The organism is Frigoribacterium sp. Leaf186, assembly GCF_001423905.1.
Lineage (GTDB): Bacteria > Actinomycetota > Actinomycetes > Actinomycetales > Microbacteriaceae > Frigoribacterium.
This window is the reverse complement of the sequence record NZ_LMPQ01000010.1, coordinates 647,989-669,909: the sequence shown is the minus strand read 5'-3', so window position 1 is coordinate 669,909 and position 21,921 is coordinate 647,989. Positions and strand designations below refer to the sequence as shown.

The 21,921-nt window shown below is 70.8% G+C and carries 25 protein-coding genes and 1 tRNA gene; 11 read left to right on the top strand and 15 right to left on the bottom strand.

Annotation, left to right across the window (positions count from 1 at the left end):
- Window positions 1–136: 136 nt before the first annotated feature.
- Complete coding sequence (locus ASG05_RS09920) at window positions 137–673, bottom strand: hypothetical protein (protein WP_056260214.1); 537 nt, start codon at window positions 671–673, stop codon at window positions 137–139.
- Between the two features lie 137 nt (window positions 674–810).
- Between ASG05_RS09920 and ASG05_RS09915 the strand changes: the two genes are divergently transcribed.
- Together ASG05_RS09915 and ASG05_RS09910 are read left to right on the top strand one after the other, a co-directional pair.
- A complete protein-coding gene (locus ASG05_RS09915; RefSeq protein WP_056260212.1) occupies window positions 811–1,350 on the top strand; it encodes a peptidylprolyl isomerase in 540 nt (179 codons plus the stop codon).
- Window positions 1,351–2,202 (top strand): rhomboid family intramembrane serine protease, encoded by an 852-nt coding sequence (locus tag ASG05_RS09910; RefSeq protein WP_056260210.1) that lies wholly within the window; start codon window positions 1,351–1,353, stop codon window positions 2,200–2,202.
- 162 nt (window positions 2,203–2,364) lie between these two features.
- Here ASG05_RS09910 and ASG05_RS09905 read toward each other — a convergent pair whose 3' ends face one another.
- Window positions 2,365–2,598 (bottom strand): cell division protein CrgA, encoded by a 234-nt coding sequence (locus tag ASG05_RS09905; RefSeq protein ID WP_056260209.1) that lies wholly within the window; start codon window positions 2,596–2,598, stop codon window positions 2,365–2,367.
- A gap of 152 nt (window positions 2,599–2,750) precedes the next feature.
- Between ASG05_RS09905 and ASG05_RS09900 the strand changes: the two genes are divergently transcribed.
- From ASG05_RS09900 to ASG05_RS09895, 3 genes are read left to right on the top strand one after another with little or no spacing between them, the layout of a single operon-like run.
- On the top strand, window positions 2,751–3,527 hold the full coding sequence (locus ASG05_RS09900; RefSeq protein ID WP_082486613.1) for a class E sortase: 777 nt from the start codon (window positions 2,751–2,753) through the stop codon (window positions 3,525–3,527).
- A gap of 2 nt (window positions 3,528–3,529) precedes the next feature.
- Window positions 3,530–3,691 (top strand): hypothetical protein, encoded by a 162-nt coding sequence (locus tag ASG05_RS16730; protein WP_200936794.1) that lies wholly within the window; start codon window positions 3,530–3,532, stop codon window positions 3,689–3,691.
- The gene (locus ASG05_RS09895) at window positions 3,688–4,326 is read left to right on the top strand and encodes an aminodeoxychorismate/anthranilate synthase component II (RefSeq protein WP_056260207.1); all 639 of its coding nucleotides are present in this window, start codon (window positions 3,688–3,690) and stop codon (window positions 4,324–4,326) included. The genes ASG05_RS16730 and ASG05_RS09895 overlap by 4 nt, the downstream gene beginning before the upstream one ends.
- A gap of 96 nt (window positions 4,327–4,422) precedes the next feature.
- On the opposite strand, the gene pknB is transcribed toward ASG05_RS09895, so the two are convergent.
- The 7 genes from pknB to ASG05_RS09860 form a co-directional block, all read right to left on the bottom strand.
- The gene (gene pknB / locus ASG05_RS09890) at window positions 4,423–6,129 is read right to left on the bottom strand and encodes a Stk1 family PASTA domain-containing Ser/Thr kinase (protein WP_157490160.1); all 1,707 of its coding nucleotides are present in this window, start codon (window positions 6,127–6,129) and stop codon (window positions 4,423–4,425) included.
- A 153-nt stretch (window positions 6,130–6,282) separates the two neighbouring features.
- Window positions 6,283–8,064 carry a protein kinase gene (locus ASG05_RS09885; RefSeq protein ID WP_056260205.1) on the bottom strand — a complete coding sequence of 594 codons (1,782 nt, stop codon included), beginning with the start codon at window positions 8,062–8,064 and terminating at the stop codon, window positions 6,283–6,285.
- On the bottom strand, window positions 8,061–9,536 hold the full coding sequence (locus tag ASG05_RS09880) for a penicillin-binding protein 2 (RefSeq protein ID WP_056260203.1): 1,476 nt from the start codon (window positions 9,534–9,536) through the stop codon (window positions 8,061–8,063). The genes ASG05_RS09885 and ASG05_RS09880 overlap by 4 nt, the downstream gene beginning before the upstream one ends.
- On the bottom strand, window positions 9,536–10,891 hold the full coding sequence (locus tag ASG05_RS09875) for an FtsW/RodA/SpoVE family cell cycle protein (protein WP_082486612.1): 1,356 nt from the start codon (window positions 10,889–10,891) through the stop codon (window positions 9,536–9,538). Before ASG05_RS09875 ends, ASG05_RS09880 begins: the two co-directional genes overlap by 1 nt.
- A gap of 85 nt (window positions 10,892–10,976) precedes the next feature.
- Entirely contained in the window at window positions 10,977–12,224 is a 1,248-nt protein-coding gene (locus tag ASG05_RS09870) for a PP2C family serine/threonine-protein phosphatase (protein WP_056260200.1), read from the bottom strand.
- Between the two features lie 6 nt (window positions 12,225–12,230).
- Window positions 12,231–12,752: an FHA domain-containing protein gene (locus tag ASG05_RS09865; protein ID WP_056260199.1), complete on the bottom strand. Its 522-nt coding sequence runs from the start codon at window positions 12,750–12,752 to the stop codon at window positions 12,231–12,233.
- Entirely contained in the window at window positions 12,749–13,462 is a 714-nt protein-coding gene (locus tag ASG05_RS09860) for a DUF3662 and FHA domain-containing protein (protein ID WP_056260196.1), read from the bottom strand. Before ASG05_RS09860 ends, ASG05_RS09865 begins: the two co-directional genes overlap by 4 nt.
- A gap of 108 nt (window positions 13,463–13,570) precedes the next feature.
- Between ASG05_RS09860 and ASG05_RS09855 the strand changes: the two genes are divergently transcribed.
- Window positions 13,571–13,654 (top strand) — tRNA-Leu (locus tag ASG05_RS09855).
- Window positions 13,655–13,793: 139 nt separating this feature from the next.
- Here the strand turns inward: ASG05_RS09855 and ASG05_RS09850 are convergent.
- Window positions 13,794–14,477 (bottom strand): SOS response-associated peptidase, encoded by a 684-nt coding sequence (locus ASG05_RS09850; protein ID WP_056260195.1) that lies wholly within the window; start codon window positions 14,475–14,477, stop codon window positions 13,794–13,796.
- Window positions 14,478–14,571: 94 nt separating this feature from the next.
- Between ASG05_RS09850 and ASG05_RS09845 the strand changes: the two genes are divergently transcribed.
- The 3 genes from ASG05_RS09845 to crcB are packed head-to-tail and all read left to right on the top strand — an operon-like array spanning window position 14,572 to window position 15,915.
- Entirely contained in the window at window positions 14,572–15,090 is a 519-nt protein-coding gene (locus ASG05_RS09845) for a universal stress protein (protein WP_162240645.1), read from the top strand.
- Between the two features lie 58 nt (window positions 15,091–15,148).
- Entirely contained in the window at window positions 15,149–15,541 is a 393-nt protein-coding gene (locus tag ASG05_RS09840) for a CrcB family protein (protein ID WP_235491455.1), read from the top strand.
- Window positions 15,538–15,915, top strand: a complete 378-nt coding sequence (gene crcB, locus ASG05_RS09835; protein ID WP_056260189.1) for a fluoride efflux transporter CrcB — start codon at window positions 15,538–15,540, stop codon at window positions 15,913–15,915. The genes ASG05_RS09840 and crcB overlap by 4 nt, the downstream gene beginning before the upstream one ends.
- Window positions 15,916–15,975: 60 nt before the next feature.
- Here crcB and ASG05_RS09830 read toward each other — a convergent pair whose 3' ends face one another.
- Window positions 15,976–16,890, bottom strand: coding sequence for a cation diffusion facilitator family transporter (locus tag ASG05_RS09830; RefSeq protein WP_056260187.1), 915 nt, complete (start codon window positions 16,888–16,890; stop codon window positions 15,976–15,978).
- A gap of 225 nt (window positions 16,891–17,115) precedes the next feature.
- Here ASG05_RS09830 and ASG05_RS09825 point away from each other — a divergent pair, with 225 nt between their 5' ends.
- Window positions 17,116–18,024: an SDR family oxidoreductase gene (locus ASG05_RS09825; protein WP_056260185.1), complete on the top strand. Its 909-nt coding sequence runs from the start codon at window positions 17,116–17,118 to the stop codon at window positions 18,022–18,024.
- An 18-nt stretch (window positions 18,025–18,042) separates the two neighbouring features.
- On the opposite strand, the gene ASG05_RS09820 is transcribed toward ASG05_RS09825, so the two are convergent.
- The 4 genes from ASG05_RS09820 to nucS form a co-directional block, all read right to left on the bottom strand.
- The gene (locus ASG05_RS09820) at window positions 18,043–19,344 is read right to left on the bottom strand and encodes a CynX/NimT family MFS transporter (RefSeq protein ID WP_056260183.1); all 1,302 of its coding nucleotides are present in this window, start codon (window positions 19,342–19,344) and stop codon (window positions 18,043–18,045) included.
- Window positions 19,341–20,018 (bottom strand): HAD hydrolase-like protein, encoded by a 678-nt coding sequence (locus ASG05_RS09815; protein ID WP_056260182.1) that lies wholly within the window; start codon window positions 20,016–20,018, stop codon window positions 19,341–19,343. The genes ASG05_RS09820 and ASG05_RS09815 overlap by 4 nt, the downstream gene beginning before the upstream one ends.
- Before the next feature lie 23 nt (window positions 20,019–20,041).
- On the bottom strand, window positions 20,042–20,311 hold the full coding sequence (locus ASG05_RS09810; protein WP_056260179.1) for a hypothetical protein: 270 nt from the start codon (window positions 20,309–20,311) through the stop codon (window positions 20,042–20,044).
- 79 nt (window positions 20,312–20,390) lie between these two features.
- Window positions 20,391–21,086, bottom strand: a complete 696-nt coding sequence (gene nucS, locus ASG05_RS09805; protein WP_056260177.1) for an endonuclease NucS — start codon at window positions 21,084–21,086, stop codon at window positions 20,391–20,393.
- A 135-nt stretch (window positions 21,087–21,221) separates the two neighbouring features.
- On the opposite strand from nucS, the gene ASG05_RS09800 reads away from it, so the two are divergent.
- Window positions 21,222–21,905 carry a hypothetical protein gene (locus ASG05_RS09800; RefSeq protein WP_157490159.1) on the top strand — a complete coding sequence of 228 codons (684 nt, stop codon included), beginning with the start codon at window positions 21,222–21,224 and terminating at the stop codon, window positions 21,903–21,905.
- The last annotated feature ends 16 nt before the right edge of the window (window positions 21,906–21,921 follow it).

Genomic DNA, 21,921 nt, shown 5'->3' with positions numbered 1-21,921 from the left:
CGAGGAGTGCGACGTTGCGTCGAGACGATGTCGGGGTCGGCGCAAGGGCTGGGGGCTCGGGCCAGCTGTTGCGGGGGCGGGGACGACGAAGGGCCCGCCTCGGGGGAGGCGGGCCCTTCGTGGGGGTGCGGAGCGACTAGGCCTTGGTGTCGGCGTCGTCGTCGGCGACCCAGAGCTCGTCGTCGGCACGCAGCGTCTGCATGGCCGCGAAGACCAGGGCGCCGAGGGCGATGACGCCGACGCCGATCAGCAGGACCCCACCGACTCCGGGGCCCGACTTCTGCTGGTGGGGCACGTACTTCGACGCGGCCTTCTTGCCCTGCTTCTTCGCGTTCTTGACGGCCTTCTTGACCCGCGGGTCGTTCGCGAGGTCGATGTTGCCGAGCGCCGACGAGAACGCGGGGTAGACGTCGTGCTTGAGGCGGTCCTGGGCGACCGAGGCGTAGTGCGAGCCGGTCGACAGGCCCTGCGAGACGACGGGACGGACGTTCGAGTCCACCGCGTGCTTGATCTGCGGGACGACCTTCTTGTTCGCGACCTTCACGGCGTCGTCGCGGTACCCGCCGATCACCTTGCCCGCGTGGTCGATCACGCCGCGCTGTTCACCCCACACCGCCGCAGCGTGCTTCTTGAACTTCTTCAGTTCTTTCTTCTGCTTGCGTGACAGGGCCATGAACGTTCCTCCAACGAGTAGGCAGTGGAGCCAGAGTTGCTGGCCCGTCCCAGTGTGGCACGGAGCTTCCTGACAGGTCACGGCACGGTACCTGAGGACTCGCTGGCGCGTCGAGGTCGCTGTGGAAGAATGACGGCATGTCATCGCACACCGCTGTCGCCACCCTCACGACCAATCACGGCACCATCAAGGTGAACCTCTTCGGCGACCACGCCCCGAAGACCGTCGCCAACTTCGTCGGCCTCGCCACCGGCACCAAAGAGTGGACCCACCCCGCCACGGGCAAGGTCAGCACCGACAAGCTGTACGACGGTGTCGTCTTCCACCGCATCATCAAGGACTTCATGCTGCAGGGCGGCGACCCCCTCGGCCAGGGCGTCGGCGGACCCGGCTACCAGTTCGACGACGAGATCCACCCCGAGCTGAACTTCAACGCTCCCTACATCTTCGCGATGGCCAACGCCGGCTCGCGCGGCGGCAAGGGCACCAACGGCTCGCAGTTCTTCATCACGACGGTCCCGACCCCGTGGCTGCAGGGCAAGCACACCATCTTCGGCGAGGTCGCCGACGACGAGTCGAAGAAGGTCGTCGACGCCATCGAGGCCGTCAAGACCGACGCGCGCGACAAGCCGCTCGACGACGTGGTGCTCCAGAGCGTCACCATCGACGAGGTCTAGGTGACCGATCCGCACGACCGGGCGAACTACTGCTACCGGCACCCCGACCGGCAGAGCTTCGTGCTGTGCCAACGGTGCGGTCGCACCATCTGCGGTGAGTGCCAGACGCCCGCCGCCGTGGGAGTCCACTGCCCCGAGTGCGTGAAGGAGGCGCGGGGCAACGCTCCGCGCCTCCAACCGCAGGTCGTCACCCGCGTCCGCAGCGCCTCCCGACGTGGGGCGCCGGTGGTCACGTACGCCATCATCGGCGTGACGGTCGCGGTGTTCCTGTTGCAGCTCGTGACGGGTGGGGCCGGCAACGGCCTCGTCACGCAGAGCCTGGCGTTCTACGCCCCGCTCGAGATCAGCCAGCCGTGGCGGGCCGTGACGACGATGTTCGTCCACGGCAGTTTCTTCCACATCCTGTTCAACATGTACTCGCTGTACATCTTCGGGGCCGAACTCGAACGCCAGCTCGGCCGGGGGCGCTTCGCCGCCCTGTACCTCATCTCGGGCATCGGCGGGTCGGCCGCCGTGGCCCTGTTGGCACCCGGCAGCCTCGTGGTCGGTGCCTCGGGCGCCATCTTCGGTCTGATGGCGGCGTTCTTCGTCATCGCCCGCAGCCTCGGCGGCCGCAGCATCCAGCTGCTCGTGCTCGTGGGCATCAACCTGGCGATCGGGTTCATCATCCCGGGCATCGCGTGGCAGGCCCACCTCGGGGGCATCGTCGTCGGTGGGGCCATCGCGTTCGTGTTCTCGAAGACGCGTCACCGGTCGAAGCACGCGGTGCAGATCGCCGTGCTCGTCGCGATCGGGGTGATCGTGCTCGCCGCGCTGCTGGCGCGATCGGCCCAGCTGGTCGGCCTGATCTGACGGCTCGACCCCACGAACGACGAGAGGCGGCTCCCCCCAGGGGGAGCCGCCTCTTCTCGTCGGCCGACGACACCTCACCCGCCTGACTTATCCACAGACAAGTTATCCACAGGTTTTCCCACAATGGGGATAGTTACAGGCGTGTAAGTTCGAAGGTGCGTTCTAGCGCCAGCGAGTGGTCATCAAGAAGCCGATGAACATGATGCCGAAGCCGACCAAGATGTTCCACGAACCGAGCGACGCCACGGGCAGCGTGCTCTGACTGACGTAGAACACCACGATCCAGGCGAGCCCGATCAGCATGAAGCCGAACATGACGGGCTTGAACCACACGGGGTTCGGCGCGTCCTCGGCGGTGCGGGCGGGCTTCGTGCTGCGGTTCGTGTCTTTGGCCATGGCGCACAGTGTACCGTGGGCCCCTTTTCGGTCCTGGGAGGCCCGTGTCGTCGAGCCGACGGCCGACGGACTTCTCCACATCCTCTCCACAAGTCCTCCACAGAGGGGCAGCCACCTTCTCGAGGGGACGGGAGCCCCTCTACAATCGACACATGACGGACCACGGGGGCGACGCTCCGCGCGCACGACGCACGAGTCGCCGGCCACGGCCCCGCGCCTCCTTCGTCAGCGTCCTCGGTGAGCTCTTGATCACGGCCGGCGTGCTGGTGCTGCTCTTCATCGGATGGCAGCAGTGGTTCAACGACCTCGTCGTCGCGGACGAGTACAAGGACGACGCAGCCCAGCTGAGCCAGCAGTTCGCACAGTCGGCGACCGAGGCCCCTGCCCCCGACGCCGACGGGTCGTATGGCGAACCGCCTGCCGGGACGCCGCCGGCCGAGGCCGAGACCTTCGCGAACTTCTACGTGCCGCGGTTCGGCGCCGACTACGCCGTGCCGATCGCCGGCGGCACCAGCACGGTGCGCACGCTGAACAAGATCGGCATCGGTCACTACGACGAGACCCAGATGCCCGGGCAGGTCGGCAACTTCGGCATCGCCGCCCACCGCACGACCTACGGGGCGCCCTTCAACAAGATCGCCGACCTCCGAGAGGGCGACAAGATGTACGTCCAGACGCAGGACGGGTGGTTCACGTACTCGTTCCGCAACCTGCAGTACGTGCAGGCCACACAGGTCTCGGTGCTCCAGCCGGTGCCCGACGCCCCTGACGTCTCGGCGACCTCGGGTGACCGGCTCATCACGCTGACGAGCTGCAACCCCATGTTCACCGCCCAAGAACGCATCGTCGCGTACGGCGTATTCGACTCGTGGCAACCGCTGACGGCCGGCGCCCCCGCCGAGCTCGCGGCTGCCGGGATCGGAGGCTGACGATGTACTCCGCACTGTGGCGTCTGCTGCCCGGCCCCTGGTGGGTCCGGTTGCTGCTCGTGCTCGTCCTCGTGGCCGCGGTGCTGTTCGCGCTGGTCGAGTGGGTCTTCCCGTACGTCAACGAACTCCTGCCCGCCCCCGACGTCACCGTGGAGCAACCATGACGCGCATCCTCGTCCTCGACAACTACGACAGCTTCGTCTACACGCTGAACGGGTACCTCCAGCAGCTGGGGGCCGAGACCGACGTCGTCCGCAACGACGCGTTCGACGCGGCCGAGACCGCCGACCGCATCGCCGAGTACGACGGCGTGCTGCTGTCTCCCGGCCCGGGGACGCCCGCAGCGGCCGGCGTCTCGATCGACGTCGTGCACGCGGCCGTGGCGGCGGACAAGCCGCTGCTGGGCGTCTGCCTCGGTCACCAGGCCATCGCCGAGGCCCTGGGGGCCACGGTCACCCACGCCGACGAGCTGATGCACGGCAAGACGTCGAAGGTCGAGCACGACGACAGCGCGTTCTACGACCGCGTCCCCCAGCCGTTCACCGCCACGCGGTACCACTCGCTGGCGGTCGTGGACGACACGGTCCCCGAGACGCTCGAGGTCACCTCACGGACCGTCGGCGGGGTCATCATGGGCCTGCGACACCGGTCCTCGCCGCTGTACGGCGTGCAGTTCCACCCCGAGTCCGTGCTCACCCAGGGCGGTTACCAGATGATCGGCAACTGGCTGTCGGTCGCGGGCCTGCCCGGCGCTGCCGAGACGGCCACGGGGCTCGACCCACTCGTCGACCTCGGCTGACGGCTCGGTCGGTCGGCCCGGTGTCGGTCGGCCCGGTGTCGGTCGGCCCGGTCGGTCGACGCCGCGACGACCGACCCGGAGATCGTGTCGGCGCCCTCAGCCGGTGCAGATGCGGAGGGTCACCGCGGACCCCTGTGCGACGTCGCCGGGCGGCACGCTCATGCCGGACACGGTCTCGCCGGTACAGCCGGGGTCGGACTGCGGGGTGACCGTCAGGCCGAGCTGGTCGCGGAGGGTCGTGATCGCCTCTTCGGACGGCTGTCGCGTGACGTCGGGCAGTTGTACGAGGCCGTTCGAGACCACCAGGTCGACGCTCGAACCGCGGGCCACCTGGGCCGCCGCCTCGGGGTCGCTCGACAGGACGGAACCCGCGGGCACCGTGGGCGAGTAGTCGGTCTTCTGCTGGCCCCGCTCGAGACCCGCGTCGGTGATCGCCTGCCACGCGGCGTCGACCGTCTGGTCGGTGACGGTGGGCATCGAGGTGAGCTCGGGCCCCGACGAGACCGTCACCGTGACGGCGAACTCTTTGGGCACGGAGGTACCGGGCTGGGGGTCGGTCGAGATGATGTCGCCGGCGTCGATCGTCTGACTGGTCGAATCGGCCCGCACGGCCGTGAGGCCGAGGTCGTCGAGGCGGGCGGACCCCGTCTCGAAGCTGACGCCGACGAGGTCGGGGATGCGCGACGACTGCGCGTTGTCGACCGTGGGCGGGGTCAGGTTGACCACCCAGAACACGACGGCGACGATGACGACGGCCACGAGGACGATGCCCGCCCAGATCCACGCCACCGGAGGTCGTGTCTGGGTGCGCTGCGGCCGCCCCGTGTCGTCGGACCGGAGCTCTTTCAGTGCGGCCTCGGAGCCGGCGCTCGCATGGGGGTTGACCCCGAAGAGCGTGGAGCCGGCGTCGACGGCGTGCGGACGGCGTGCCGGGGCACGCCCGGCGGCGGCGGCCTCGAGGTCGTCACGGAACTCCGCGGCGCTCTGGAGGCGGTCGAAGCGGTCTTTGGCGAGGGCGTGCAGCACGACGGCGTCGAGGGCGGGGCTGACGGCCCGCTGCACCGTGCTCGGAGGGACCGGGGGCTCGCTGACGTGGCGGTAGGCGACCGCGACGGCGGAGTCGCCGGTGAAGGGAGGCCGACCCGTGAGCAGCTCGAAGAGCATGACGCCGGTCGAGTAGAGGTCGGTGCGGGCGTCGACCGTCTCGCCGCGGGCCTGCTCGGGGCTGAAGTACTGCGCCGTGCCGAGGATCGCGGTGGTCTGGGCGACCGTGGCCGCCGAGTCGCTGATGGCCCGGGCGATGCCGAAGTCCATCACCTTGACCTGACCCGAGTTGGTCAGCATGACGTTGCCGGGCTTGATGTCGCGGTGGACCACGCCGGCCCGGTGCGAGTACTCGAGTGCCGTGAGCACGCCCGCGGTGATGCGGACGGCTTCGTCGGGGTCGATCGGACCCTCGGCCACGATGTCCTTGAGCAGGCGCCCCTCGACGTACTCCATGACGATGAACGGGACGACCACGTCGAGCCCCCGCTTGTCGCGGACGACCTCTTCGCCGGCGTCGAACACGCGGACGATGGTCGGGTGCGCCATGCGAGCGGCGGCCTGGGCCTCTTGGCGGAAGCGGGAGCGGAAGGCGGGGTCGGTGGCGAGGCTGGGCTTCATCAACTTGACGGCGATCTTGCGACCGAGTCGGGCGTCGGTTCCGACGTGGACGTCGGCCATGCCACCGCGGCCGATCAGGTCACCGATCTGGTACCGGTTGGCGAGGAGATGGATGCTCTCTCTCACACCTTCAGCCACGCCTGTTCTCCCAACGACCCACCCCCTGCCCGACGACACGGTAGGAGCCAGTGTACCGGGGAGGACTCCCCCGGACTGGGTACGGAGGTCAGCCGGGCGGATGATTGTCAGGGCTTCGTGACCCGGGCCGGGAGGGCCCGGGTCACGACGCGGTCACTGGTCGTCGGGCCCGCCGGTCGGGCTCGGCGTCGGGGTGGTCGGAGCCGCGGTCACGGTCACCGTCACGCCGGGAGAGGGCTCCGAGGCGATCTGGCCGCAGTTCGCCACGTAGCTGACCGTCAGGTTGCCGGCCGCCGAGGCCGTCACCGAGAGCGAGGTCGCGTTGGCGCCGAGACCGCCGGCCGACTGGCCCGAGGTGTCGGTGCCGCCCGTGATCGTGTACGAGTAACCGGTCAACGAGTAGCCGGTGGGGCAGCCCGTGTAGGCGGGCCAGCTGATGGTGGCCGTGTCACCGGCCTCGATCTCGCCCGGGCTCGCCGTGGGGGTCGACGGCTGCGCCGGCGTCGGGGCGGCTCGGTAGACGTAGATCGTCACGGACGACCCCTTCTCGAGCACGCCCGTGGGGTCGATGCTCGCCACCGTGTCGACCTGGTCCGGGCTGGGGGCGCTCGAGCCGGCGTCCGTCGAGTCGACCTGGAGACCGAGGTCTTCGAGGGCCGCACGGGCTGCGGCCTCGGTGAGGCCGACGTAGTCGCCGGAGGAGACGGTGACCGTCGTGGGCGTGGGCGACGGGGTCACGGTCGTGCGGCTGGGCGAGGGCGTCGAACTGGACGTCGTCGGCACCGGGGCCGGGTCGTCGGTGTTGCCCACGGCGAAGACGATGCCCACCACGAGGGCGATGACCGCCAACACGGCGAGGACGATCAACGGCCAGAACCAGGGACTGCGCTTCTTCGTCTCGTCGAGGTCGTCGTCACCGCCGCGGAGGGCGTCGGGGTCGGCCGAGCCGGCCACGTAGCCCGCGGCCGCACCACCGGCGGCGCTCTGGGCGCGCGTGGCGAGGGGGTCGAAGAGCTGGGTCGTGGCGTCCTGGGCGTTGAAGGCCTGGGTCGGGGCGTCGACCGGCGTGTTGGCGGCGGCACCGATCGCCGGGACGGCGACGGTCGCCGCGGCGACGTCACCACGGCGCAGGGCGCGGGCCGCCTGGGCGAGGGCCGACGCCGTGGCCGGACGCTCGCCGGGCTTCTTGGCGATGCACGACAGGACGAGACGGCGCACGGGCTCGGACACCGTCGACGGGAGGTCGGGCGGCTGCTCGTTGATCTGGGCCATGGCGATGGCGACCTGGGACTCGCCGGTGAAGGGGCGACGCCCGGCCAGGGCCTCGTAGGCGACGATGCCCAGCGAGTAGATGTCGGTGCTGGGCGACGCCGGGTGGCCGCTGGCCTGTTCGGGCGACAGGTACTGCACGGTGCCCATGACCTGGCCCGTGGCCGTCAGCGGCACCTGGTCGGCGATGCGTGCGATGCCGAAGTCGGTGATCTTCACCCGGCCGTCGGGGGTGACGAGCAGGTTGCCGGGCTTGATGTCGCGGTGCACGAGACCCGCGGCGTGGGCGGCCTGGAGGGCCGACGCGGTCTGCGCGACGATGTCGAGGACCTTGTCGGTGGGCAGGACGCGATCGCGCTCGAGAACGGTCGACATGGCCTCGCCCGGGACGAGCTCCATCACGAGGTAGGCGCTGCCCTCTTCTTCGCCGTAGTCGAAGACGTTGGCGATGCCCTCGTGGTTGACGAGGGCGGCGTGGCGCGCCTCGGCGCGGAAGCGCTCGAGGAACCCGGGGTCGCCGAGGTACTCGTCCTTGAGGATCTTGATGGCGACCGTGCGGCCGATGACGAGGTCGGTGGCTTCCCACACCTCGCCCATGCCGCCGATGGCGACTCGGGTCGACAGCTGGTAACGCCCACCGAAGGTGACTCCGCCGGATGGTCTCATTTGTTCAGCACCGCCTCTAGTACTTTCTTCGCGATCGGTGACGCGACACTGTTGCCGAATGCGGACTGCCCTTGCCCGCCGCCGTTCTCGACGACGACGGCGATCGCCACCTCGGGGTCGGCCGCGGGCGCGAACCCGGTGAACCAGAGGGTGTACGGATCGCCGGGGCCGTTCTCGGCCGTCCCTGTCTTGCCGGCGACGTCGACGCCGTCAATTCTTGCATTGCTCGCCGCACCGTTCGCGACGTCCTGCACCATCATGTCGGTCATCGTGGCCGCAGTCTGGGAGCTGATGGGCTTGCCGTACTCGGACGGCGAGAAGTCCTCGACCGGGCTGAGGTCGGGGTTGAGGACGCTCTCGATCAGCGTCGGGTCCATCTCGGTGCCGCCGTTGGCGATGGCGGCCGAGACCATGGCCATCTGCAGGGGGGTCACCCGGTCGGAGCCCTGCCCGAACGACTGCAGCATCAGGGTCGCGTCGTTGATCGCCTGCCCCTTCGAGTCCTCGATGGGGAACTGGCTCGGCGTGACGGCCTGGGGGATGCCGATCGAGTCGTCGCCGAAGCCGAACTTCTGAGCCTGCTCCTGCAGGGCCTCGGCCCCGAGTGCCTGGCCGAGCTGGGCCATGGGGATGTTGCACGACAGCCGCAGCGCCGTGGCGATGGTCGCCGTCTCGCCGCCGCCGCAGCTGCCACCCTCGGCGTTGTTGATGTCGGTCGTGGTGCCGGGCAACGTCAGAGTCGACGGGTTGGGGAACTCGCTGTCGGGCGTGTAGTCGCCGCTCTCGAGGGCCGCCGCGGTCGTGATCAGCTTGAACGTCGAACCGGGTGCGTAGAGGTCGCCCTGGATGGCACGGTTCTGCAGCGGCGCCGAGGGGTCGGCGATCAAGGAGTCGTAGGCGTCGGTGACGGTCTGGCGGTCGTGGCTGGCCAGTGGGTTCGGGTCGTAGCTGGGCTTCGACACCATGGCGAGGATCTTGCCGGTCTTCGGGTCCATCGCGACGACCGCGCCCGAGTTCGAGCCGAGGGCGTCGTAGGCGGCCTGCTGCACCGTGGGGTCGAGCGTCAGGTTGACGGTCGCGCCCTCGGGGTCCTGCCCGGTCAGCAACGAGTTCACCTGGTCGAAGAACTGCGAGTTCGCGTTGCCCGTGAGGTAGCGGTTCATGGCGTCCTCGATGCCGCGCGCACCCTGGCCGAGCGTGTAGTAGCCGGTCACGGGCGCGTACAGGTCGGGCTGCGAGTAGGTGCGCTGGAACTCGTACTGGTCGTCGACCGGGGTGGACTGCGCGACCGCCTGCCCGCCGACGAGGATGGGCCCGCGCTGTGCCGAGTAGCTCTCGAGCAGCGCACGGGAGTTGCGGGCGTCGGCGTTCAGGGCGTCCGCCTGGAACGCCGTGATGTAGGTCGTCGAGAGGAAGAGCGCGACGAACATGGCGAGCACCACGTAGCTCACGCGTCGGAGTTCTTTGTTCATCAGCCGATCACCAGCCTCGGTTGGTCGCGGACGGAGTCGGACAGTCGCAGCAGCAAGGCGACGATGATCCAGTTGGCCACGAGCGAGGAGCCGCCCGCGGCGAGGAAGGGCGCCGTCAGGCCGGTGAGCGGGATGACCCGCGTCACGCCGCCCATGACCACGAAGACCTGCAGGGCCACGACGAACGCGACGCCGACGCCGAGCATGCGACCGAAGTCGTCCTGCCCCACGAAGCCGATGCGGAAGCCGCGCGAGACCAGCAGCAGGTAGAGCGCGAGGATGGCGAAGAGGCCGGCGAGGCCGAGTTCTTCGCCGAGCGACGCGAAGATGTAGTCGCTCTCGGCGAGGGGCGTCGTCTCGGGTCGGCCCTGGCCGAGCCCGGTGCCGATCAAGCCGCCGTTGGCCAGGCCGAAGAGCCCTTGGACGAGTTGGAAGGACCCGCCGACGGCGTCGTACTCGGACTGGGCGAAGGGGTTCAGCCAGGCGGCGAAGCGACCCTGCACGTAGCCGAGGAAGGTGCTCGCGACGAGTGCACCGCCGACGAAGAGCCCGAGGCCGAGGATGATCCAGCTCGCGCGCCCGGTGCCGACGTAGATCATGACGAGGAAGAGCCCGAAGTACAGCAGCGACGTGCCGAGGTCGCGCTGGAAGATCAGCACGCCCATGGCCACGAGCCACACGATCAGGATCGGCCCGAGGTCTCGCGGCCGGGGGAAGCGCATGCCGAGGATCTTCGGCCCCATGAGCGACAGGTTGTCACGGGCGGTGACCAGGTAGCCGGCGAAGAAGATCGCCAACGTGATCTTCGCGATCTCGCCCGGCTGGAACGAGAACGGTCCGATGTCGATCCAGACACGGGCGTTGAGGCCTTCACGGCCGATGCCGGGCAGCAGCGGCAGCAGCAGCAGCACGATCGAGACGAACATGGCGATGTAGCGGTACCGCGAGAGCACGCGGTAGTTGCGGATGACCAGCAGCACGGCGAGGGCGATGACCATCGCCAAGACCGTCCAGACCATCTGCTTGATGCCGAGCGCCGCCCAGCCCTCGCGACCCTCGGCCAGGTCGAGGCGGTAGATCATGGCGATGCCGATGCCGTTCAGGGTGACCGCGATCGGCATGACGAAGGGGTCGGCCTCCCGGGCCACGACGCGCAGCACGACGTGGAAGATCAGGGCGAGCCCGAGCACCATCGACCCCGCGATCAGCACGGTGGGGTCGACCTCGCCGGTCGCGCCGAGCTGCACGAGCACCATCGCCCCGGCCGCGACGCCGCAGGCGATCAGCAGCATGAGCAGCTCGAGGTTGCGCAGCCGCGCGGGTTCGCGCAGGCGCAACGAGATCGCCTGCGTCATGTTCGTGGGACGCGAGGCCTTCGCGGACGACGCGCGCGCGCCTCCTGGTCGACCGATGACCTCGGTGGCGTCGCCGCCCGGTGCGTCAGGGGTTGCTGGCATCGGCCAACCTCTCGACGATCGCCCGGGCGTCCGCGAGGGAGCCGGCGTTGATGGTGTCCTCGACGGTCGTCTGCGTGTAGTTCGGCAGGTCGTCGACCTGGACGTCGGTCGTCTCGTAGACGCTCGACAGGGTGATCGGCCCGAGGCTCTGCTGTACGCCCTTGTAGATGACGACGGTGCCGCGTTCTTCGCCGACGTAGTAGTGGTCCTGCGTCCACTGGTAGGTGAGCACGAGGCCCGCGACGAGCGCGGCGACCGCCACGATCAGGGCCGTCAGCCAGGTGATGCGGCGTCGGCGCCGACGGCGTTTGTCTTCGGCGATGAGCTCGGCGAGGTACTCGTCGCTCTCGGGCTCGAAGTGGCTGTCCTCCGGCGTCGTGGCGACCTTGAGCGGGTGCAGCAGGATCGTCGGCAGGCGCAGCTGCTTGCGTCCGGCGTCGCTGTCGAAGCTGAGGGGAGCGGAGGCCGAACCGACCGTGACGGGCTCGTCGAGGGCCGAGTCACCGGACTCGTCGACGTCGACGATGACGACGGTGACGTTGTCGGGTGCGCCGTGGTCGAGGGTCTCCTTCACCAGGCGCTTGGCCGTCTGCTCGGCGTCGAGGCCCATGGCCAGCGCCTTCTTGATGCGTTCTTCGGCGAGGTAGCTGCTGAGGCCGTCCGAGCAGATCAACCAGCGGTCGCCGGGCTGCGTGCCGAGGGTCGCCGTGTCGATCTCGGGGGCCGCGTCGACGTCGCCCAGCACGCGCATGAGCACGCTGCGCCTCGGGTGCACGGCGGCCTCTTCGGGCGTGATGCGGCCGCTGTCGACCAGGCGCTGCACGAAGGTGTGGTCGGCGGTGATCTGGCTGAGCTCGCCCTCGCGGTACAGATAGATGCGCGAGTCGCCGATGTGGGCGATGGCCATGCTGTCGCCGACGCGCAGCATCGCGCTGACGGTCGTGCCCATGCCGGTGAGTTCTTGGTGTTCGAACACGGTCTCGGCCAGCAGCTGGTTGGCCGCGATGAGCGACGACTGCAGGGCGAACTCGGCGTCGCCGGGCGAGGTGTAGACGCGGTCGGTCTCGCGGATCCGTCGGATCGCGATGGCCGAGGCCACGTCGCCGCCCGCGTGCCCGCCCATGCCGTCGGCCACCACGAAGAGCTGCGTGCCGGCGTACCCGCTGTCTTGGTTGTTGGAGCGGATCTTGCCCACGTTGGACAGAGCGGCACTCTTGGCGTGAGTCGTCATGAGTGCCTACCGTCGGAGCTCGAAGCTCGTCTGCCCGATCGTCACGGTCGCGCCGGTGGGCACGGGGGTGGGGACCGACACGCGCTCACCCGCGAGGAACGTGCCGTTGGTGGAGTCGAGGTCTTGGACGACCCAGCGGCCGTTCCAGAGCATGAGGCGCGCGTGGTGGGTCGAGGTGTAGTCGTCGCGGATCACGAGGTTGCTCTCTTGCGACCGGCCGATGGTGAGCGGACCGTCGCCGAGCGGCATCTCGAGGCCCGCCTTGGCGCCCTTCGTGATGACGAGGCGCGTCGCGCGGCCGTCACCCTGCGGGGCCGACGCCGGCGCGGCGGGCGCCGGACGGGGAGAGGGCGCAGGAGGCGCGGTGGCGGTCGAACTCGCCTTGCCGGGTGTCGCGTCGGCGGGCATCTTGCGCGCCCGCTGCCCGAAGAGGTCGCTCCTCAGCGCGAAGACGATCACGAAGACGAACAGCCACAGGACGGCCAGGAAGCCGAAGTGGAGCACGAGCAGGGTCAGGGCTGAGGTCATCGTCGGCCACCCGTCGGGTCGGGCCCGTCGAAGGGGTCGGGCGTCGATGACTGGGGGAGCACGCGGAACACGATACGCGTACGACCGATCTGGATCACCGAATCGGGCTGCAGGGGGGCCTTCGTCAACGGGTTGCCGTTCAGCTTCGAGCCGTTCGTCGAGGCGAGGTCGCGGACCTGGGCGCGCGAGCCGTCCCAGAGGATCTCGACGTGCTGGCGCGAGGTGCCCGTGTCTTGCACCGTGATGTCGGCGTCGCTGCCGCGGCCGATGATGGTGCGCGCGCCGCTGAGTTCGCGGCGCTTGCCGTCGATCTCGACGAAGGGCTTCCACTGCACCTCGCCACGCAGGTTGCGCGAGTCGACCGACATGATGCCGACGCTGAGCGAGTCGTCTTCTCGGAGGCGGATGCCGAGCGGGCCGGCGAACTGGTACCCCTGCGCCGTGGCGTGCCGCTGGGTGAGCTGCGTCAGCTCGTCGATCAGGGCCGGACCGATGCCGGACATCTTCTCGTAGTCGATCGGGGCGAGGCGCACCTGGAGCTCGTTGGGCACGAGGATGCGGTCACGCGAGACGACCGCCGCCTTGGTGTCGAGCTCACGACGCAGGGCGTTCGTGATCTCGAGGGGTTGCACGCCCGAACGGAACGTCTTGGCGAAGGCGCCGTTGACGGCGCGCTCCAGCCCGCGTTCGAAGTTGTCGAGCAGTCCCATGGGTCTCCAGGTTCGGGGTCTCTGGTCGCCCGATCTTAGCCCGAACGAGTGAAAGGTCCTCACCCGTGCTCTTCCGCTCGTCCGGCGCGTGCTAAAGTCTACGAGTTCGCGCGAGTGGCGGAATTGGCAGACGCGCTGGCTTCAGGTGCCAGTGCTCGAAAGGGCGTGGGGGTTCAAGTCCCCCCTCGCGCACGAACGTGAAGGCTCACCTCCGGGTGGGCCTTTTCACTTCCCCCGACGAGGTGAGGCGGGGGGCCGAGCGTCCGCGGGGAGGCGACCCGCGCCTCCTCGGTCGACGGGTCTCGGGCTCGCGACGGCCGGGCGGCGGGCGTCAGCCCAGGGGGTCGATCAGGTGGGGGCCGTTGTTGCGGACGTTGTTGGCGTCGCGGCTGACCTCGTGCTGGACGAGGTCGTGGGCGACCTCGAACGAGTCCCGGTCGAGCAGCGCCAGCAACTCGTCGCCGTCGAGGCCGTCGCCGAGCCAGTCGTCGTACGAGTCGGGCGTGAGGCAGGCCGGCATGCGGTCGTGCACCTCGCCCGGCGCCACGTGGGCGTCGCGCGTGATGATCGTGGTCGACAGCACCCAGCGGTCGGGGTCGTCCTCGGCCTTGGTCGGATCCGGCCAGGCGCCCACGAGGCCGGCCATGGCGAGGCCGGCGTCGGGCTGGTGCACGTAGTGCGGTTGCTTGCCTGTCTCGGTGACGACCCACTCGTAGTAGCCCTGGGCGGGCACGATGCAGCGACTCGTGGCGAAGGCCCGGCGGAACATGCCGCTCGTCGCGACGGTCTCGATGCGGGCGTTGATCGGTTGCGGCCGCTTCTTCAGGTCGGGGTACCACGAGGGCACGAAACCCCAGCGGGCACCGGGCAGCTGCCGTTCGCCGTGGCGCTCGCGGACGACCGGCACGACCGTCGTCGGGGCGACGTTGAAGTCGTCGGGCAGGGGCCCCAGGCCGTCGAGCAGGCTCGGCAGCAGATCGGACGTGGCCCGGGCAACGACGTAGCGACCGCACATGCCGCCAGTCTGCTCTTCCGCGCGGGGGTGCGGCGGTGGTTCACTGTGGCCGTGTCGCCGCGCGAGGTGGCGGCCCGGTGAGAGGGTGGTGACCATGTCCGACGAACGCATCGAGAGTCACGGCTTCGTCGTCGCGGGCGTCGTGTCGAACTCGGGCGAGGCCGTCGTGGCGACCGCCGCCGACCTCGCCGCCCGCTTCGGCACCGGTCTGCTCTGCGTCACGGTCGAGCCCGACCGGCTCGCCTTCGCCGAGGGCATCGACGGCACCGTCCTGTCGTACCCGCTCGACCCCGACGACTACGGCGAGACGCTGTCCTTCGACGTCGACCTGGAGGCGCGGCTGCGGCCGATCGCCTCGGCTCGCGGCGTCGAGCTGCGCACCCTGGTCGTCGCGGGCGAGCCGGCCCAGTGCCTCTCGCACCTGGCGGAGCAGCTCGACGCCCCCCTGATCGTCGTGGGCAGCCGGGAGGCCGGCCTGCGGGGCAGCGTCCGCGAGTTCTTCGCCGGGTCGGTCGCCCTCCACCTCAGCCACCGGCAGCGGCGCCCCGTGGTCGTCGTGCCGCTCGCCCCCGTGCCCCGCAGCCAGGCGCTGCCGTGGGAGGACGAGCTGTGACGCGAGTGCGCCGGTGACGGGGGCTGCGCGCCCGCGTGCCCCGCACCTCCGTCCGTCCTTGATCGCCCTCGTCGCGCTGGGCGGGGCGCTGGGCACGGTCGCCCGCGTCGGCGTCACCCTGGTCGTGCCGGCGTGGGGGGCCTTCGACACGGCGATCTTCGCGATCAACGTGGTCGGCGCCTTCGTGCTCGGCCTGCTGCTCGAGCGGCTGCTGCGCGCCGGCCCCGACGACGGCGCTCGCCGACGGGCCCGACTGTTCGTCGGCACCGGCGTGCTCGGCGGGTTCACCACCTACAGCTCGCTCGCCACCGAGACCGCGCAGCTCGTCGGGGCGGGCGGAGGCGACCTCGCCGTCGCCGGGCTCTACGGGCTGCTGAGCCTGGTGTTCGGGGTGCTCGCCGCGGCGGCCGGCATCCGGGCCGGCGCCCGTCTCGCCGGACGGGCCTCGTGAGCCCGCTGCTCGTCGTCGCCGTCGCGGTGGCCGGCGGGATCGGTGCCGCCGTCCGCTTCGTCGTCGACGGGCTCGTCAAGGACCGCCTGGGCGCGGCCTACCCGTGGGGAACGACCGTCATCAACGTGTCGGGCTCGTTCGCGCTGGGGCTGCTGACCGGCCTCGCCCTGCAGGGGGTCGTCGCGCCCGAGTGGAAGGCCGTCCTCGGCACCGGCCTGCTCGGCGGGTACACGACGTTCAGCACCGCGAGCGTCGAGACGGTGCGACTGCTGGCCACGGGGCGACGCGGGGCCGCGGTCGCGAACGGCCTGGGCATGCTCGTCGCGTGCGTCGGCGTCGCGTCCCTCGGCCTGTGGCTCGGCTCGCTGGCCTGAGCGGGCCCCGGCTGGCCCTGCCCACTCGACCCGCGCCTCCCGGGGGAGGCGCGGCACGAGTCAGGCGTGCGTCTCGCGTTCGTGCCCGGCGTGGTCGGCCGGCTCGAGCTGGAACGTCGCGTGCTCGACCGAGAAGTGGGCGGCGAGGCAGCGGTCGAGGGCGTCGAGCGTCTCGTCGACCTTCATGTCGCAGAACACCTCGCGTTCGACGACGACGTGCGCCGAGAACACGGTCGCCCCGCTGGTGATCTGCCAGGCGTGGACGTCGTGCGCAGAGACGACACCCGGGGTGTCGCCGATGTGCGTGCGGACGGACTCGAGGTCGATGTCGCCGGGTGCCGAGCCGAACAGCACGCGGATCGCCTCGCGCAGCAGCGACCACGCCCGCGGCACGATCATCGCGGCGATGATCAGCGACCCGACCGAGTCGGCCTGCGTGAAGCCCGTGGTCAGCACGACGACGGCCGCGACCACGACGGCCGCCGAGCCGAGCAGGTCGCCGAGCACCTCGAGGTACGCGCCACGCATGTTGATCGAGTGCGTCGCCCCGCCGCGCAGCACGAGCAGCGCGGCGACGTTGGTCGCGCCGCCGACCAGGCCGACGACCAGCATGGGCAGGCCGAGCACCTCGTGCTCGCCGACCGCGACCAGCCGGGACACCGCCGCGACGGCGACCGAGAGCGAGACGGCGAGCAGCACGAGCCCGTTGACGAACGCGGCGAACACCTCGGCGCGTCGGTAGCCGTAGGTCTGGCGCCCGCTCGCGGGCCGGGCGGCGACGATCGTCGCGACCAGGGCGATGACCAGCCCGGCGAGGTCGGACAGCATGTGCCCCGAGTCGGCCAGCAGCGCGAGCGAACCCGAGAGCCAGGCACCGACCAGCTGGGCGACGAGGCCGAGCGCGACGATCGCGATGGCGAGGCGCAGGCGACGCCCGTCGGCGGCGACGTGTCCGTGACCGTGGTCGTGGCCCATGGGCGCCTTTCGTCGGGTGGTGGCCCGGGGTGCCGGACCGGCGTCGAATCTACCGTCGCCCAGCGACCTCCGCCGTCGATCCGCCCAGTCGATAACGAGTCTCGATCCCTGCAACGGCGGCGATCCGACCCCCGCGTGCCGCGGTCGACCACCCCGGACGCCGGACGAGGAGGCGCGGGTCGACCCCGCCTGGGAACTCGCGCCCCCTGCATGGTTCAGTGAGGCATGACCGACTCGACCGAGACCTCGTCCGCCCGCGTGGGGGACCCCGCCCGCGCCTCCTCGTCGCTCGTCGCCGTCACGGGCGCGACGGGTGCCGTCGGCGGGATCGTGGCCGCGCACCTGTCCGAGCGCGGCGTCCCGCTGCGACTCGTCGTGCGCGACGCCGCGCGGGCACCTCGACTCGACGGGGCCGAGGCCGAGGTCGCCGTGGCGACCTACGGCGACCGCGAGGCGTCGGTCGAGGCCCTGCGCGGCGTCGAGACGCTCTTCATGGTGTCGGCCGCCGAAGCCCCCGACCGGGTCGACCAGCACCGCGCGTTCGTCGACGCGGCCGTCGAGGCGGGCGTGCGGCACGTGGTCTACACGTCGTTCGCCGGGGCGTCGGCCGAGTCGGTGTTCACGCTGGGACGCGACCACTTCGCGACCGAGCAGCACATCCGCGCCTCGGGCCTCGGCTTCACCTTCTTGCGCGACAACTTCTACCTCGACTTCGTCCCGTTGTTCGCGGACGAGCAGGGCGTCATCCGCGGCCCGGCCGGTGACGGGCGCGTCGCGGCCGTGGCCCGGGCCGACGTCGCGGCCGTCGCGGCGGTGGTGCTGCTCGACCACGAGTCGCACACGGGCGCGACCTACGACCTGACCGGGTCCGAGGCGTTCACCCTGACCGAGGCCGCCGCACGGCTGACGGCCCTGGGCGGACGCTCGTTCACCTTCGTCGACGAGACCGTCGACGAGGCGTACGAGTCGCGACGCGTCTTCGAGCCCGAGCCGTTCCAGGCCGACGCCTGGGTCAGCACCTACACGTCGATGGCCTCGGGCGAGGTGGCGACGGTGACGACCGCCGTGCGCGACCTCACCGGCCGCGACCCGCTGACGCTCGAGGTGCTCTTCGCCGGGGGAGTGCGGGGTTGAGTCGGGAGGCGGCAGGCGTCAGGGCACCCGCCGCGACGACAGTACGCCGCTGACCCCGAGCACGACGACGGCCGCGGCGACGCCGATCATCGGGATCTGCCAGTTGCCGCTGACGTCGTGCAGTCCGCCGATCGCGAGCGGGCCGAGGGCCGCGATCGCGTAACCGCCGCCCTGCACGAGGGCCGACAGGCGCCGCGCCTCGACGTCGGTCGACGCCATGCGCACGATGACGATGAAGATGATCGTGATGCCCCCGCCCTGGGCCGCCCCGCCGAAGACCGACCACAGCAGCCAGTGCTCGGGGGCGAAGAGCAGGCCGAGCGGCATCGCGGACCAGAACACGGCGATCAGGCCGATGACCACGGCCGGCCGCACCCGCAGTGCCAGGAACGGCACGCCGAGGGCGCCGACGACGGCCAGGATCTGGAAGACCGACGAACTCGCGCCCGCGGCCTCGCGCGTCAGCCCGACCTCGTCGCGCAGCAGCGTGGGCATCCAGGCCGTCAGCCCGTAGTAGCCGAAGGCCTGGCCGGCGAACGCGAGCGTCAGCCCCCACGTCGTCGCGCGACGCAGCAGCGGGGTGGCGGTGCGACGGCGCTCTCGGGCGTCGGCCTCGGCCTCGCCCGGATCGACGACGTCGATGCCGCCGGTGAACACGTCGGTGGCCGAGGAGGCGCGGTGCCGGTCGTCGACGTCGGCCTGCGACCCCGGCACCACGGCCACGCTGCCGCCGAGCACCGCCACGCGGGGCCCGACCGCGACCGACCAGACCACGGCGGCGAGGACGGCCAGGAGCCCCCACGTGACGAGGGCCAGGGGCCAGCCCACGACCGAGGCGATCGGCGCCGTGGCGAGCGAGGTGATCATCGACCCGACGTTGAGGGCCGAGGTGTAGATGCCCGTGACGAAGCCGGCGCGTTCGGGGCTGAAGTCGCGGCGGATGACGACGGGCAGCACGACGTTGCCGATCGTGATGGCGATGCCGATGACGACGGTGCCGACGTAGAGCCACACCGTGCCGCCGGCCGTCCGCAGCAGCGTGCCGAGCAGCACGCCGGCCAGGCCCAGGGTGACGGCCCGTTCGGCACCGATGCGGCCGATCAGGGCCGAGGCGAACGGGCTCGCCACGGCGAAGCAGAGCACGGGGATGCTCGTGAGCAGCCCGGCCACGACCGCGGTGAGCCCGAGGTCGGCACTCATCTGGTCGAGAACGGGGGCCGGGGCCACGATGGGCCCGCGCATGTTCAGCGCGATCAGGACGATCGCCAGGGTGAGCAGCCAGGCGGCCGGCGACCGGACGACGGTCGCGGCGCGGGTCACGCGGCGCCGCGCAGCAGCGTGACGCCGAGCAGCTCGGCCAGCTGGTCGACGTCGTCGACGACGGCGATCGCCCCGACGTGCTCGTCGGGCTCGCCGTAGCCCCAGCCGACGATGATCGTGGGCACGCCGTGGACGGCGGCGCCCTCGACGTCGTGGTGGCGGTCGCCGATCAGCACGGGCCGCGAGACGTCGGCGCCCCGCGCTCGCAGTCTCGTCAGGGCCTCGGCGACGACGTCGGCCTTGGTGTTGCGCACCTCGTCGTCGGAGGCGCCGGTGATGACGTCGAGGTAGCGGTCGAGGCCGTGGGCCCGGAGGATCGCCGTGGCCGGCGTCTCGGGCTTCGAGGTCGCGGTCGAGGTCGGGATGCCGGCGGCGTGGACGGCCGCCATGAGGTCGGGGACCCCCGGGAAGACCTCGCCCTCGAGGGCGCCGTTCGCCAGGTAGTGCGAACGGTAGAGGCGCATCGCCTCGACCAGGCGGTCGCCGTCGAGGCCGAGGCGCACCTCGAAGCTCTGGGGCAACGGCGGGCCGACCCAGGCCATGAGGTCGTCGGCCGAGGGGACCGCGAGGCCGAGACGGTCGATGGTGTGCGCGAGGCTGGCGGTGATCGCGGGCGCCGAGTCGGCGATGGTGCCGTCGAGGTCGTAGAGGACGGCCGTGTAGGGGAGAGTCATCGCCCTCAGCTTACGGAACCGCGTCAGCAGGTGATCGTCCGCAGCGGCCACGTCGCGACGTCGGTCACCGCGGAGCGGCTCGAGGTCTGGCGGCGCACCGCGGCCTCGCGAGTCGGCGTGCCCCGGGTCGGGTCGTCGCGGGTCGGGTCGCCGTCGGCCCGGCTGCCCCGGGTCGACGGCGGCGCCATCGTCTCGAACGACCACATCGGGTCGTCGAGGCCTCGGGTCAGGGACTCGAACACGGGTGTCGCCTCGCGCTCGGCGGAGAGGGTGTCGAAGATGGGTGAGGTCACGGGTTGCTCCTGCGGTCGATTCGTCGTAGGAGAAATATAACCCTGATATGTGACGCTCACAAGGGTTCGTGCCGACCGATCAGAAGAGGCGCGAGTGCGAGTCGTCCAGTCCGCGCATGGCGTCGTAGTCGAGCAGCAGGGTGCGGATGCCCCGGTCGTGAGCCAGCGTCCGCGCCTGCGGCTTGATCTCTTGGGCCGCGAAGACGCCGGTCACCGGGGCGAGGTGCGGGTCGCGGTTCATCAGCTCGAGGTAGCGCGTGAGCTGCTCGACCCCGTCGATGTCGCCCCGTCGCTTCAACTCGACCGCCACCGCCGCACCCTTCGCGTCGCGCGCGAGGATGTCGACCGGGCCGATGGCCGTCATGTACTCGCGCCGGACCAGCGTGTGGCCCTCGCCGAGCAGGTCGATCTGCTCGGCGAGCAGCTTCTGCAGGTCGGCCTCGACGCCGTCCTTGGTCAGGCCCGGGTCGACCCCCATCTCGTGCGACGAGTCGTGCAGCACCTCGTGGATCGACACCGCCAGGATGTCGGCGGTCTTCGCCTGGGTGACCTTCCACAGCTCGACGACGCCGGCGGCGCGCTGGTCGTCGTCGGGTTCGACCGAGCGGATCGTGCACGGCGGGCTCATCCAGTTGAGGGGCTTGTAGCTGCCCCCGTCCGAGTGCACGAGCAGGCTGCCGTCGCTCTTGATCATGAGGAGGCGCGTGGCCAGGGGCAGGTGGGCGGAGAGCCGACCGGCGTAGTCGACCGAGCAGCGGGCAATGACGAGGCGCACCCGACGATCCTAGGGCGCGGTAGCACCCGACGAGATGACGCTTGACGAACATGCAAATGTGAAATACGTTCATTCCAGATGGTCGGCAGGACGACCTCACCCCGAACTCGACCCGGAGGAACGATGAGCACCCCGATGCACTCCACCAGCACCAGCACCAGCACCCGCACCGCGACCCGCACGCCCGTCCTCCACGACGCGGGCGAGCTCGTGCTCGTGGACATCGCCCGCGGTCGGTACGCCCCCGGCGACACCCTCGACCTCGCCACGATCGTCCGAGAGCACGGCGTCACCCCCGGCGACGTCCAGCTCGCCTTCTACGAGCTGCGGCGGATGCGCGTGGTCGTCCGGGCGCCGTTCAGCCACGCCCACGTCGTCGTCTGGCACCGTCGCTTCAACGAGGTGCTGCTCGACGATCTCGTCCGCATGATCGCGATCGCGGCGACGCGGGCCCCGTCGTTCGAGCAGCTCGACGAGCCGGCGCACCGGGTGCCCGCCTGCGTCGCCCACGGCCTCGAGCTCGAGCCCGACGTCGCGCACTTCCTCGACCTGGCCCGCTCGATCGTCCAGGTGCTGTCGCCCTCGGCCCGACAGCACGTCCTCGACGACGTGCTGCTGCCGCTCGAGATCCTCTGCAGCACGAGCGCCGTCGTCGCCCACGGCATGACCCCCGCCCTCGGCGCGACCGTGCGGGGCGCGATCGTCGACCTGATGGAGGTCGCGGCCCACTACGGCGACTGGGCCCAGGTGCCCGCGCTCGCGGCGGACTACGTCACGGCGCTCGGCCTCGACGAACCGCGCGTCACCCAGCACGACTGAGGCGATCCGGCCCCCG